Here is a 12,946-nt window from a genome sequence, read left to right as displayed (position 1 = left end):
GGCGACCCGCCTGCCCGTGCCTGCCGAGGGTGGACGCCCAGCCCGGCCTGCCCTCCAGACCCCCGCCAGAGGTCGCGCCCGGCTGGGCCACCACATGACTGACAGCGGGCCGAACAACGCTTCGCTCAACCGGGCGAAGCGCATCCGCAGAAAGGAAAGTCACAATTCCGGAGATCGCGAAAACGGACGCCTTCATCGACCTTCCGAGAGGGCTGGAAGAAGACCTGATCAAGATCGGAAGCACACTTCCTGCTTGGAGCATGGAGGGAACGTTCCTGGCGGAGTCCACAATCGAGCGGTACCGGACCGCGCTGGACTCGGCTCCGCTGTTCGATGAATTCCGGGGTTTCCTCCTTTCCACCCTGGACGGGGTGACAGGCGGATACGCCGTCGTACGACTGCGAAACATCGCTGAGGCGCTGGGGTTCGAGGACCCGTTCCTGCGCTTGGCGACGGCGATTCTGGCCGAAGTAGCGATCCCGTTTCAGCCCTTCCAGCGGTGGCCGCTGTGGAAGGAGCTCGGGACCAACCTCGACGCCAATCCCGGCATGTCCACCGGCGTGGGCTACAACGCGTTCCACATGGACTTGGTCAACGTGACCCGGCCACCGGACTACACGACGCTTCTGTGCGTCCGGCCCGACCCGCTCGGTGCCGGTGCGAGCATCCTCTCCGACGCCCGCGCGGCCGTATCGCGCTTAATGCCGTCAAGCCGTGCCCGCCTCGCCGGCGCGACGTACAGCTACGGCTCGTTCTTCGAGCTGTCCGACGTCGGCGAGGAGTACAAGCCGTTCCCCATCCTGGACGGTGAACCCGCAGGCCGCGGGTTCGTGCGGTTCACCGCCAAGATGCTCGCCGAAGCCGGACTCGACCTTGACGAGGAACACGCCCACGCGGCCAGGGAACTTGCGGACGAGATGGTCGCCGGTCAGGTCTCCTTCACGCTTCAGCGCGGCGACTTCCTGATCGTGAACCAGCACCGCTGGGTGCACGGCCGCGAACCGCTCGCTGCCGGTCAGCACGACGTTACGCCCGAGGATCGGCGTCTTCTGCTCCAGCTGTTCCTGCGTGGCAGGGGCGCCGCGGAACCGGGCGCCTCGTAGGTCGTGCGGGCGGGCGCCTGGCTGGGTCCCGCCGAGGGTCCTAGATCCGCGAGTTGCGCAGCGACTGCCACGCAGCGCCGGCCAGCGCCCGCGTCGACCGGGGGACCGACAGCCCCTCGTGCTCGCGGTACAGCTCCCAGTTGTACCGGACCAGGGACAACTTGTTGGAGGACAGCGATCCCGCCTGGTGGGATCTGTACACGGCAAGCGGCTCGGGCAGACCCCGGGCGTCAGCGCCGTCGCGCATGATCGACAGCCACAGGGCGTAGTCCTGTCGCTTCCGCATCTCCGGCATCAGTCGCGTGCCGAGGACGGTGCGGTCGTACATGGCGGTCAGAGCGCCGATGTGGTCCCGGACCAGCATCGCGCGGTAGTCCACGTGTTCCCTCGCGCGGACCACGCGCCCGTTCGGGATGAAGTCGGTGCTCCCGCCCTCGTACTCGGCGGCCATCTTGAAGTACGAGGTGAACGTCAGCGGCGCGCTACCCGCCTCAGCAAATTCGATTTGCCGCTCAGTCTTCTCCGGAAGCCACATGTCGTCGCTGTCGAGAAAGGCGACGTAATCCCCCCGGGCCCGCTCAATTGCGAGGTTGCGTGCCCGGCCGGCACCGCCCTGCTCCGGTGCCGATTCCGGCAGGACGCGCTTGTCCTGCCGGGCGAACTCCATGAGCAGGTCCATGGAGCCATCGGAAGACTTGTCGTCGGTGATCAGCAGCTCCAGGTCGCTGTGGGTCTGCGTGAGCACCGACCGGACCGCTGCGCCGAGAGTCGCTGCCGAGTTGTACACGGGCATCACGACAGACACCAGGGGCACAGCGCTTCTCCTTGCCAGGCAAAGACGACAGTCCATTCAAACACTGGAATTGTAGTAGGAGCTGCCATGCATGTTGTTGTCGCTGGCCAGGGCTACGTGGGGCTGCCGCTGGCCGTACGCGCCGCAGAGATGGGCCACCGGGTCATCGGTTACGACGTGGACGATCGCCGGATCAAGCGGTTAGCGGTCGGTGAGTCATACGTGGAGGACATTCCCGCCGAGCGGCTGCGACCGCTCCTGGACAACGGGGCATACGTACCCTCGGCAGAGGCCGGGGACGTGGCCGGCTTCGACATCGCGATCATCACCGTGCCCACCCCGCTCCGGGACGGGGTACCCGACCTCTCGTACATCGAGTCGTCGGCCCGGCTGCTTGCGCGGCACCTGCGACTCGGGGCCACCGTGGTGCTGGAGTCCACGACATACCCGGGCACTACCGAGGAATTGCTCGCCCCGCTGCTGGAAGAGGGCTCTGGCCTGAGGGTGGGCGAGGACTTCCACCTCGGCTACAGCCCCGAGCGGATCGACCCGGGCAACCCGCGGTGGAGACTGGAGAACACCCCGAAGGTGGTCTCCGGCACCACGGCCGAGGGCCTGGCGGTGGTGGACGGCTTCTACGGGCAACTGGTCGAGCGCACGGTGCCGGTCTCCTCCTGCAAGGAGGCCGAACTGACCAAGCTGCTGGAGAACACCTTCCGGCACGTGAACATCGCCCTGGTCAACGAGCTCGCCATATTCGCGCACGACCTCGGCATCGACGTCTGGGAGGCGATTGACGCCGCCGCCACCAAGCCGTTCGGCTTCCTGCGCTTCACCCCCGGACCGGGGGTCGGCGGCCACTGCCTACCGATCGACCCCTCGTACCTGTCCTGGCGGGTCGAGCGGACGCTCGGCCAGCCCTTCCGCTTCGTGGAGCTGGCCAACGATGTCAACAGCCACATGCCCGACCACGTGGTGCGCCGGCTGGGCGAGGCTCTCAACGAGCGGCAGCGCTCGGTGAAGGGCTCCCGGGTGCTCCTGCTCGGTCTCGCGTACAAGAAGAACACTGGCGACGCGCGGGAGACGCCGGCCGCGCGGGTCGTCGAACTGCTGGCCCGGATGGGCGCCGAGGTCCGGGCCGCCGATCCGCACGTGGTGGTCGGAGTGCACGCCCCCGAGCCGATCATTCCGGGGCAGCGGGCGGCCGAGCACGACCGGCACGGCGACCCGTTCGCCGCCGTCCGTCGGGTCGAGGCGACGCCGGAGGAGCTGGCCACGGCCGACGCGGTGGTGCTGCTCGCCGACCACGACGAATTCGACTACGAGGCGGTGGAGCTGCATGCCCGGTACGTGCTGGACTGCCGGAACCGACTGTCCGGTGCGAACATCGATCTCCTGTAAGCGCCGGCGCTGGAGTCCACCCCGGCCGGTTGGACACGTGACCAACGCATGACCAACAGCCGTCACGAGCGGCCGGGAACACCCAGAAATGGCCCGGACCCGGCAGCAGGCTAGGTTCCTGATCGGACGACAAAATGCCTGGTCATGGGCTTTTTTGTGCCTCATTCAGGCCAGTGGTGGCGGCCCCGGTCGTCCTCGCTTTTCCCCGCTCTGACCAGAAATTGTCCGGTGTTCGGAACCCCTCCGTGACCAATGCGCAACCAATGCGTGACCAATACAGCCGAGCACTCGCCCGATCCGCCCCAGGCCAATGCGCTGCGCCGGCCCCAACGCGAGCTTCCACACGCCGTCACTCGCCGTTTTCCGCGCCGGGCATGGTGCATCGCCCGGCGCGGCCTCACCCCGCCCCGCGCGCTGCTCGTGTCCGCCGCGCGCGCACCGCACACCCCGGTGCGCCGGCGCGTCTCGGACCTGGACGACGCCGGTCTGCTCGGCTGGCTGGACGGGTTCGGCGGTTTCCCGCCCGAGCTGACCCGCTACCCGGCGTATCTCCGGTACGCGCTGCGCACGGTCCGCCGCGACCTCGCCCTCACCAGTCCTCGGAGGACCTGGACCACCTCCCCGAGGCCCCGCGCCACACCGAGCTGATCGACGGAGCCCTCGTATTCATGATGTCGCCCCCGCGGTCCTGGCACGGCCGTCTCATCACCGCCCTGACCACGACGCTCATGACACAGGCACCGACCGGCATCGAGGTCGAGCGAGAAATGACGATTCGCCTCGATGCCCGAAACCGCCCCGAGCCTGACCTCCTGCTGACGGACTTGACCTACGACGCCGACCGCACCCGGTACGCCCCGGAGCACGTGAAGCTCGTCGTGGAAGTCGTCTCCCCCGAGTCCGCCCACCGCGACCGCACAGTCAAGCTCCACAAATACGCGGAAGCCGGCATCCCGCACTACTGGTGCATCGAAGACGAGGATGGCGCACCCGCCGTCCACGTGTACGAGCTCGACGAACCGACGAGCGCCTACGCCCCCGCCGGCATCTTCCGGGGCTCCCTGCAGCGCCCGGTGCCCTTCGAGATCAGTCTCGACCTCAACAAGCTCACGCCTCCCCGAAGCAGCTGAAGGGGCCATGGCAAGGAGCACCCGTCGGCCACCCCCCAAGCGCCCGGTTCGAAGACCGGCCGTTCTTGGTGTCAACTGGTGTAGAGGGTGGGCAGATCGACCAGGAGGAGGTCGTCACGACGGTTGGCCAGGTCAACCAGGTCGGGGTAGAAGCCGTGCAGGGAGTACAGGGCCAGAGTCGTGGCAGCGGTGTCGTACCCCTGATCCGCGAGCAGGGCACGGATACGTTCCAAGCGCTCCAGGTCACCGGTCCCTCGGCGGGCGGCGGTCGCCTTGGCCTCGCCCAGCAGCGCGATCCTCGCGCGGGGAGCCTGCGGGCGCTCACCAGTGGCCAGGGCGATGACATCGACCTCGTGCTTCGTCCGGGCGGCCTGGTCGGCGACCTCGGTGGTACCGACTGGACCAGGCAGCCCACCGGGCAACAGGGCGTAGGCGTAACGACGGGTGAAGTCGCGGGCCAGGTCCTCGAAGTGCGGCCCGAGGATCTTGGAGTTGAAAGTCGGAGCGGCCTGCTGCCACACCTGCTCGGCGAAGCCCCGGTCCACGGCGGCGGCCTGTGGAAGGGTGATGAGCTGGTTGAAGCGGATGACGGGGTCAGCGAGCGTGATGACGGGGTGCCTGGAGCGCAGGATGTCCTGTTCCCGCCGAATGTAGCCGGTGGATTCCAGCACTCCGAGCGGGTGAGCGACGGCGTTGCGCGGGCGCTCCAGGGCGGCACCGATCTTGCTGGGGGTGGTAGCGCCTTGCGCGATCGCGGTGAGGATGTCGTAGTACAGCGTGTGCTGCGTGATCCTCGGGTCCTCGCGCAGCAGGTACTCGGTCTCGGTACGTGAGTACACTGCCCGCCCCGGGTCGAGCAGTGTCCGGGTAAGCCAAGTGTCGAAGCCGTCGTCCGGATGCGGCCGGGCAGCCACCGGCCGGTAGCCGGGGGCCCCGCCCAGGACCGCGTGCACCTTCAGCGCGGTCAGCGGGTCGGCGATCTGCCAAAAGGCCCGGCTGCCACGGTAGTCGAAGGCGCCCAGCCGTAGATCGACCACGGCACGTCCCCGCAGCGGCTTGGTCCCCGAGAGCAGTTCGTGCATGACACTCATCGCGGAGCCGCACAGGATCAGCCGCGGACCCGGCCCGGCGCCGGGCCGGACGCCCCGCTGGCGCTCGTCGTAGAGCTGTTGCAGCAGCCCCGGGATTTCAGGCGAGTGCTGGAGCAAATACGGCAATTCGTCGATCACCAGGAGCGGGTGCGACGAACGGGCGGTCACATCAAGGGCACTGGACAGGACATCACGCCAGTCGGTCAGACGCAGGCTCCCCGGCCTCAGGCCGGCATGGGCGGCGACCGCGTCACTGAACCGCTGGATCGCGGGCAGCCGCCCCTCCTCCCGGACCGCTGTGACGTACAGGCCTCCGACCTGATCGGACAGGGCCTGCAGAAGGTATGACTTCCCATGCCGCCGCCGCCCCGACACAATGCCGAGCCGCATCGCCGGATCCGGATCAGCGAGGAACTCCGCAAGCAGATCCCACTCCCGGTCCCGGTCGACCACGTCGTCCGGCTTGGTCAGCAGGCTTCTCTTCACTCGCTCTCCTCCACACCGACTGAACGAAACCCGTCTAAGTGTACTTCGACACAATGCGTCGCACTGGGATTGATCCCTGAGCCCCGACGGCAGGATGCGCGGGCAGATGCACGACGGCCTTCACCACTTTCACTGACGAACAAAGCCAGGCCGACGTGGCTCCACGCGCTCCCCCGCCCTCCCCTTCCGGGGCAAGCCGCCCTCGATCCGCACCACAACCCCAGGAGTCACCGCTGTTACGAACCATGCGGGCCGTCTCACCCAGCATGATGGCGACTTCTGGCACGGCAGCCCGCGCAGGGGCCGACCCGACGGTTGGGCGCATGACCAACGCATGACCAACAGCGGCCAGGAACGGTCAGAAGCGCCTGGGAAGAGACCGCCCCAGACAGTATGCGAGAACCTCCACCCGGACGACATAATGCCTGTTCAGAGGACCTTTCAAGGCTCAGGCCCGTCGGGGGTGGCGGTCCCGGTCGTCCTCGTCCTCCCCCGGTCCTCTCCGTCCGGCCGGGCGAATGCGACCCCGGCCCACCGCGCCGTCCACAGGGGTTCCCGCTCGCCCGCTCAGCCCACCCCGTCGATCCGCCCGGCCAGCGCCCGGAACTGGTCCCACCTCAGCGTCGGCTCGGCCGGGTCCCACAGCTTCTGGGCCGTCGCCCGCAGCGGCATCCGGATGCCCTGCGCCACCTGCGCCGGGGTCTGCGCCTGCGGCAGGTCGCCCCAGACCGCGAACCGGCCGCCGAGGATCTGGCCGGAGTAGCTCGCCGGGACCGGCTGGGTGCCGCGCAGGACGAGCGGGGTCCACTGCTCGTAGATCCGCTTGCCCGTGGGGTAGACGAAGTTGTTGGGCTGGCCGAGTACGTAATAGAGGAACTCGTCGTTGAGGTTCACCACGCGCCGCCCCTCGCGCAGGTACTCCTCCGGCGGCCGGGCGCCGTACTCCTTGCCCGTCCAGTACTCGACCTCGATGTCCTTGTCGGCGTGGACGACTCCGTCGCGGAAGAAGCCGTCGTTCCACGCCTTGGGCTGCTTGCCGTGCGGGCGCACCACCGCCGCGCGGTCGTTGAGCCAGCCGGTGGCGAGGTCCTTGATGCCGGCCTGCGGTCCGTATTTCTGCTGGGCGGCGCGTTGCAGCTGCGGGTACGAGGCGGCGGGGTCCCGCGCCATCAGCGCGAGATACTCGTCGGCGCCGAGGTGCCAGTAGCGGCCGCTGAAGAGCTCGGTGAACTCGCCGAGGAGTTCGTCGATGAGCTTCGCCGCGCCCGGGTTGGAGATGTCGAGCGATCCGGGCGAGCGGACCCCCGACACATTGCGCAGCTGGAGGTCGGGGTGGGCCCGCAGGACCGCGCCCAGATGGCCCGGGGAGTCGATCTCCGGGACGACCTCGATGTGCAGCCGGTCCGCCAGGCCGAGGATCCGGCGCACCTCCGCCTTGGTGAGGTGCTGCGGTGACACCACCTCGGGGTGGGTGTCGGACTGGATGCGGAACGCCTGGTCGTCGGAGAAGTGCAGGCCGAGCTGGTTGAGCTTGAGGTCGGCCATCTCGCGCAGCCGGTCCTCGATCCAGGCGACGCTGTAGTACTTGCGCGCGATGTCGAGGTTGAGGCCGCGCTGCGGCCGGTCGGGGCGGTCGCGCACCTCACCCTCGGGCATGGCGCCGTCGGCGCGCACCGACTGTTTCAGCGTGCGGGTTCCGTAGAAGACACCGGCCTGGTCGGGTCCGCTGATCGTGACCCGTCCGCCGTGGGACGTGAGGGTGTACGACTCGGGGGTGCCCCGGCCCGGGGTGAGGGCCAGTTCCACGTCGCCCGCGCGGGCGGGGACGTCACCGCGGTACTGGATCCTCAGCTCCTGGGCGAGCAGCTTGCCCTCGTCCGCGAGCGTCCCGCTGCCGCCGGCGATGACGACCCCGGCGGACGGGGCGGGCCGCCAGCCGGGGCCGCGGGCCGCGATGTGCTCCCGCACGGCGGGGATGGTGCGGGGCGGGGCGGAGAGCGGGTAGCTCCGGGTCGGCGAGGGGGCGGCCGAGGAGCCCGAGGGGGTGCGGGCCCCCGACTCCCCCGAGAGTCCACTGTCGGAGCCTTCCGGCCAGACGATGACGGCGATCGTCGCGGCGGCCGCCGCGGTGAGGGCCGCACCGGTCACGAGAGCGCCACGTGAGGGCGACATCGGTCAGAGACCTCCGAATACGAGCAGAGAACTGGGCAGGAAACCGTGCAGAAAGCAGGGCAAGAACGAGAGCAGAAGCGAGGGCGGAAGCGGGAGCACAATCAAGACAGGAACAGGCAGGGGCGAAGTAGGCGGAAATGGGAGTAAGCCGGGCATTCTCCTCGTCTCACGTCCCCTCAGGCGTTCCGAAACCCTCCCGTCCGGGTGAAGTTCGCGCATCCGTCGGACGACCGTTGCCCGGCCTCGCTAGTTTTGAGGCACATTCGTCACTCTCTTCACCCGGCGAATCTCCTTCCATCCTGCAACTCTCCCTTCACTCCGCAACTCTCCCTTCACTCCGCATCCACCCGTCCCGCTCCGGACCCCAGGATCACGGATGCCGCTGATTCGAGGAGCCCACGCTGTCCAGGTCCAGCGAGTCCCCCGCCGGCCTCCCGAAGCGGCTGCGGCGTCCGGACCCCCGGACGGCCGCACCCATCCGGCATTCCGGTCCGGCGCAGGGCCGGGCCGGGCTCCCGGGCCTCGACCGCTTCAACACCGCGCCGTCCGCCGAGGCCGAGGCCGCCCTGCTGGAGTGCTCCGGCAGCCGTCGCTGGGCGCAGCGGCTGGCCGCCCACCGCCCGTACCCCGACCTGGACGCCTTGCTGGCCGCCGCCGAAGAGGCAGGCTACGACCTGTCCCCGGCGGACCTCGCCGAGGCGCTCGCCGCCGAGGTCTCCCCCGGGCTGCACCACGCCGCGCCGTACTCCGCCCATCTCGCGCTGCGGGCCGCGCACGCCGCGTACGAGTCCCGCTTCGGCCATGTCTTCGTGATCTGCCTGGACGGCTTCGGGCCCGCCGAGCAGCCGGACCAGGTGCTCGCCGGGATCCGGACCAGGCTGGGCCACGACCCCGACCAGGAGCGGGTGGTCACGGCGGAGGAGATGCGGCGACTCGCCCGGGGCCGCATCATCGAGCTGATATCGGGTTCATAACGGAATGGGTTCGGCCAGTGGCGTTCAGCGGCCCGTTCTAGTCCGTCCGTGGCTGTTTGATTGCCACTTTGATCACACCAGAGGCCCCCGCGCGAGCGAACCGACAAAGCGTCGCTACGATGGCCGGGGCCGGTGGACCGTACCCGGCCGGGTCAGACCGACAGTCAAGCCGGCCGGCCCCAATCCCTGCTCCCGGAGGGTTCTTCCGTGCCGGCTGGAACGCTGTACCGCGGCCGGGAAGGCATGTGGTCCTGGGTGGCTCATCGAGTCACCGGTGTCCTCATTTTCTTCTTCCTGTTCGTACACGTCCTGGACACCGCTCTCGTTCGCGTTTCCCCCGAGGCGTACGACGATGTCGTGGCCACGTACAAGACGCCGATCGTCGCGCTCCTCGAATACGGCCTCGTGGCCGCCATTCTCTTCCACGCGCTGAACGGTCTTCGTATCGTCGCCGTGGACTTCTGGGCCAAGGGCCCGCGCTACCAGAAGCAGATGCTCTGGTCCGTCGTGGGTATCTGGGTCGTGCTGATGGTCGGGGCCCTGTACCCCGTCCTCGGCCACGCCGTACGCGAAGTCTTCGGGAGCTGAGGCCAATGTCCACCGAGTCCTCCGCCGCGATCGGCTCCGTCGAGGGCGTAAGCCTCTACGACGTCGACCACCCGGCCCCGGTCATCGAGCCGCCGCGCCAGCGGACCGGCAAGACCCCCAAGGGTTCGCGCACCAACTTCGAGATGTACGCCTGGCTCTTCATGCGCCTGTCGGGCATCGTCCTGGTCGTCCTGGTCCTGGGCCACCTGCTGATCCAGCTCGTGCTGGACGGCGGCGTCTCCAAGATCGGCTTCGCCTTCGTGGCGGGCCGCTGGGCCTCGCCGTTCTGGCAGGTCTGGGACCTGGCGATGCTGTGGCTGGCCATGCTGCACGGCGCCAACGGCCTCCGTACGGTCATCAACGACTACGCCGAACGGGACAACACCCGCTTCTGGCTGAAGATGCTGCTGTACACCGCCACGGTGTTCACCGTCCTGCTGGGCACGCTGGTGATCTTCACCTTCGACCCGAACATCCGCTAGGCGCCGGGCCAGAGGGACCAGAGGAAATCATGCAGATCCACAAGTACGACACCGTCATCGTCGGCGCCGGCGGCGCCGGCATGCGCGCGGCCATCGAGTCCACGAAGCGCAGCCGTACCGCCGTGCTCACGAAGCTCTACCCGACCCGCTCCCACACGGGCGCCGCGCAGGGCGGCATGGCCGCCGCGCTCGCCAACGTGGAAGAGGACAACTGGGAGTGGCACACCTTCGACACGATCAAGGGCGGCGACTACCTGGTCGACCAGGACGCCGCCGAGATCCTGGCGAAGGAGGCCATCGACTCCGTCCTCGACCTGGAGAAGATGGGCCTGCCGTTCAACCGCACGCCCGAGGGCCGTATCGACCAGCGTCGCTTCGGCGGCCACAGCCGTAACCACGGCGAGGCCCCGGTCCGCCGGTCCTGCTACGCCTCGGACCGCACCGGCCACATGATCCTCCAGACGCTGTACCAGAACTGCGTCAAGGAGGGTGTGGAGTTCTTCAACGAGTTCTACGTCCTGGACCTCCTGCTCCAGGAGGACCCCGAGACCGGGCAGAAGAAGTCCGCGGGCGTCGTCGCGTACGAGCTGGCGACCGGCGAGATCCACGTCTTCCAGGCGAAGGCGGTCATCTTCGCCTCCGGCGGCACCGGCAAGTTCTTCAAGGTGACGTCGAACGCGCACACCCTGACCGGTGACGGCCAGGCCGCCGCGTACCGCCGCGGGCTGCCGCTGGAGGACATGGAGTTCTTCCAGTTCCACCCGACGGGCATCTGGCGCATGGGCATCCTGCTGACGGAGGGCGCCCGTGGTGAGGGCGGCATCCTCCGCAACAAGGACGGCGAGCGCTTCATGGAGAAGTACGCGCCCGTCATGAAGGACCTCGCCTCCCGTGACGTCGTGTCCCGCTCCATCTACACGGAGATCCGTGAGGGCCGCGGCTGCGGCCCCGAGGGCGACCACGTCTACCTCGACCTCACGCACCTGCCGCCGGAGCAGCTGGACGCCAAGCTCCCGGACATCACCGAGTTCGCGCGTACGTACCTCGGCATCGAGCCGTACACGGACCCGATCCCGATCCAGCCGACCGCGCACTACGCCATGGGCGGCATCCCGACCAACGTCGAGGGCGAGGTGCTGGCCGACAACACCACCGTCGTCCCGGGCCTGTACGCCGCCGGCGAGGTCGCGTGCGTCTCCGTGCACGGCGCCAACCGGCTGGGCACCAACTCTCTGCTCGACATCAACGTCTTCGGACGCCGGTCGGGCATCGCCGCCGCCGAGTACTCCGCGAAGAACGACTTCGTCGAGCTTCCCGAGAACCCGGCGCAGCTGGTCGAGGAGCAGGTCGAGCGGCTGCGCAACTCGACGGGCACCGAGCGGGTCGCCACGCTCCGTCTGGAGCTGCAGGAGTGCATGGACGCCAACGTGATGGTGTTCCGTACCGAGCAGACCATCAAGACGGCTGTCGACAAGATCGCCGAGCTGCGCAAGCGCTACCTGAACGTGTCCATCCAGGACAAGGGCAAGCGGTTCAACACGGACCTGCTGGAGGCCATCGAGCTGGGCAACCTGCTCGACCTGGCCGAGGTCATGGCGACCTCCGCGCTGGCCCGCAAGGAGTCCCGCGGCGGTCACTACCGCGAGGACTACCCGAACCGCGACGACGTCAACTTCATGCGCCACACCATGGCGTACCGCGAGGTCGCGGCCGACGGCACCGAGTCGATCCGGCTCGACTACAAGCCGGTCGTCCAGACCCGCTACCAGCCGATGGAGCGTAAGTACTGATGGCTACCCCGACAATGGAGAAGGCCGGCCAGGCCGAGGCGGGCTTCGCCGACTCCCCGTACATCACGGCCACCTTCCGGATCCGCCGGTTCAACCCCGAGGTCTCCGACGAGGCCCAGTGGCAGGACTTCCAGATCTCGATCGACCCGAAGGAGCGTGTGCTCGACGCCCTTCACAAGATCAAGTGGGACGTCGACGGCACGCTGACCTTCCGCCGCTCCTGCGCGCACGGCATCTGCGGCTCCGACGCGATGCGGATCAACGGCAAGAACAGGCTCGCCTGCAAGACGCTGATCAAGGACATCAACCCGGAGAAGCCGATCACGATCGAGGCCATCAAGGGCCTCACGGTCCTCAAGGACCTCGTGGTCGACATGGACCCGTTCTTCCAGGCGTACCGCGATGTCATGCCCTTCCTCATCACCAAGGGGAACGAGCCGACCCGTGAGCGTCTGCAGTCCGCCGAGGACCGCGAGCGCTTCGACGACACCACCAAGTGCATTCTGTGCGCCGCGTGCACGTCCTCGTGCCCGGTGTTCTGGAACGACGGCCAGTACTTCGGCCCGGCGGCGATCGTCAACGCGCACCGCTTCATCTTCGACTCGCGCGACGAGGGCGGCGAGCAGCGCCTGGAGATCCTCAACGACCGTGACGGGGTGTGGCGTTGCCGCACCACCTTCAACTGCACGGACGCCTGCCCGCGTGGCATCGAGGTCACCAAGGCGATCCAGGAGGTCAAGCGGGCGCTGATCACGCGTCGCTTCTGACACCCCCGGCACCACGGTCGCGTCCGGTCGCTTCAAGAGGTCCCGTTTTCTGCACGGTTCGTGCGGGAGCGGGGCCTCTTGCTGCGCCGTCCTGGTGTTGACGGTACGGTCATGCGGAACCGGACACCGGTTCGCCGCCTCCGGCGCAGCAGGGCGCGGGGCGCGCAGG

General features: G+C 68.4%; 12 protein-coding genes. 9 read left to right on the top strand and 3 right to left on the bottom strand.

Annotated elements, in window-relative coordinates; genetic code table 11:
• The first annotated feature begins 260 nt into the window (after positions 1-260).
• Positions 261-1,103 carry a TauD/TfdA family dioxygenase gene (locus ACF08M_RS32950; RefSeq protein WP_392188919.1) on the top strand — a complete coding sequence of 281 codons (843 nt, stop codon included), beginning with the start codon at positions 261-263 and terminating at the stop codon, positions 1,101-1,103.
• Positions 1,104-1,143: 40 nt separating this feature from the next.
• Here ACF08M_RS32950 and ACF08M_RS32945 read toward each other — a convergent pair whose 3' ends face one another.
• Positions 1,144-1,917, bottom strand: a complete 774-nt coding sequence (locus ACF08M_RS32945) for a glycosyltransferase family 2 protein (RefSeq protein ID WP_392188918.1) — start codon at positions 1,915-1,917, stop codon at positions 1,144-1,146.
• A gap of 66 nt (positions 1,918-1,983) precedes the next feature.
• Between ACF08M_RS32945 and ACF08M_RS32940 the strand changes: the two genes are divergently transcribed.
• The 3 genes from ACF08M_RS32940 to ACF08M_RS32930 all read left to right on the top strand — a co-directional run bounded on the left by ACF08M_RS32940 (position 1,984) and on the right by ACF08M_RS32930 (position 4,427).
• Positions 1,984-3,297 carry a nucleotide sugar dehydrogenase gene (locus ACF08M_RS32940; RefSeq protein ID WP_392188917.1) on the top strand — a complete coding sequence of 438 codons (1,314 nt, stop codon included), beginning with the start codon at positions 1,984-1,986 and terminating at the stop codon, positions 3,295-3,297.
• A gap of 267 nt (positions 3,298-3,564) precedes the next feature.
• The gene (locus ACF08M_RS32935) at positions 3,565-3,945 is read left to right on the top strand and encodes a hypothetical protein (RefSeq protein WP_392188945.1); all 381 of its coding nucleotides are present in this window, start codon (positions 3,565-3,567) and stop codon (positions 3,943-3,945) included.
• Entirely contained in the window at positions 3,906-4,427 is a 522-nt protein-coding gene (locus ACF08M_RS32930; RefSeq protein ID WP_392188942.1) for a Uma2 family endonuclease, read from the top strand. The genes ACF08M_RS32935 and ACF08M_RS32930 overlap by 40 nt, the downstream gene beginning before the upstream one ends.
• Positions 4,428-4,498: 71 nt before the next feature.
• Here the strand turns inward: ACF08M_RS32930 and ACF08M_RS32925 are convergent, their stop codons facing one another.
• On the bottom strand, positions 4,499-6,004 hold the full coding sequence (locus tag ACF08M_RS32925; protein WP_392188916.1) for an ATP-binding protein: 1,506 nt from the start codon (positions 6,002-6,004) through the stop codon (positions 4,499-4,501).
• Between the two features lie 567 nt (positions 6,005-6,571).
• Positions 6,572-8,176, bottom strand: coding sequence for a glycoside hydrolase family 20 protein (locus ACF08M_RS32920; RefSeq protein ID WP_392188915.1), 1,605 nt, complete (start codon positions 8,174-8,176; stop codon positions 6,572-6,574).
• A gap of 476 nt (positions 8,177-8,652) precedes the next feature.
• Here ACF08M_RS32920 and ACF08M_RS32915 point away from each other — a divergent pair, with 476 nt between their 5' ends.
• The 5 genes from ACF08M_RS32915 to ACF08M_RS32895 all read left to right on the top strand — a co-directional run bounded on the left by ACF08M_RS32915 (position 8,653) and on the right by ACF08M_RS32895 (position 12,777).
• Positions 8,653-9,150, top strand: a complete 498-nt coding sequence (locus tag ACF08M_RS32915) for a 2-oxo-4-hydroxy-4-carboxy-5-ureidoimidazoline decarboxylase (protein WP_392188941.1) — start codon at positions 8,653-8,655, stop codon at positions 9,148-9,150.
• A 207-nt stretch (positions 9,151-9,357) separates the two neighbouring features.
• Positions 9,358-9,738, top strand: coding sequence for a succinate dehydrogenase, cytochrome b556 subunit (gene sdhC, locus ACF08M_RS32910; protein ID WP_072486591.1), 381 nt, complete (start codon positions 9,358-9,360; stop codon positions 9,736-9,738).
• A 5-nt stretch (positions 9,739-9,743) separates the two neighbouring features.
• The gene (locus tag ACF08M_RS32905) at positions 9,744-10,220 is read left to right on the top strand and encodes a succinate dehydrogenase hydrophobic membrane anchor subunit (protein ID WP_392188914.1); all 477 of its coding nucleotides are present in this window, start codon (positions 9,744-9,746) and stop codon (positions 10,218-10,220) included.
• Between the two features lie 29 nt (positions 10,221-10,249).
• Positions 10,250-12,010, top strand: coding sequence for a succinate dehydrogenase flavoprotein subunit (sdhA, locus tag ACF08M_RS32900; RefSeq protein WP_392188913.1), 1,761 nt, complete (start codon positions 10,250-10,252; stop codon positions 12,008-12,010).
• The gene (locus ACF08M_RS32895) at positions 12,010-12,777 is read left to right on the top strand and encodes a succinate dehydrogenase iron-sulfur subunit (protein ID WP_392188912.1); all 768 of its coding nucleotides are present in this window, start codon (positions 12,010-12,012) and stop codon (positions 12,775-12,777) included. The genes sdhA and ACF08M_RS32895 overlap by 1 nt, the downstream gene beginning before the upstream one ends.
• The last annotated feature ends 169 nt before the right edge of the window (positions 12,778-12,946 follow it).

This window comes from Streptomyces sp. NPDC015032, from assembly GCF_043080425.1.
GTDB lineage: Bacteria > Actinomycetota > Actinomycetes > Streptomycetales > Streptomycetaceae > Streptomyces.
This window is presented reverse-complemented; position numbering and strand designations above follow the sequence as displayed.

What these genes read in the sequence shown, in the direction of transcription:
- ACF08M_RS32950 (WP_392188919.1), top strand. Translation starts at nt 261, where the DNA reads ATGGAGGGAACGTTCCTGGCGGAGTCCACAATCGAGCGGTACCGGACC.
- ACF08M_RS32940 (WP_392188917.1), top strand. Translation starts at nt 1,984, where the DNA reads ATGCATGTTGTTGTCGCTGGCCAGGGCTACGTGGGGCTGCCGCTGGCC.
- ACF08M_RS32920 (WP_392188915.1), bottom strand. Translation starts at nt 8,176, where the DNA reads ATGTCGCCCTCACGTGGCGCTCTCGTGACCGGTGCGGCCCTCACCGCG.
- ACF08M_RS32905 (WP_392188914.1), top strand. Translation starts at nt 9,744, where the DNA reads ATGTCCACCGAGTCCTCCGCCGCGATCGGCTCCGTCGAGGGCGTAAGC.
- sdhA (WP_392188913.1), top strand. Translation starts at nt 10,250, where the DNA reads ATGCAGATCCACAAGTACGACACCGTCATCGTCGGCGCCGGCGGCGCC.
- ACF08M_RS32895 (WP_392188912.1), top strand. Translation starts at nt 12,010, where the DNA reads ATGGCTACCCCGACAATGGAGAAGGCCGGCCAGGCCGAGGCGGGCTTC.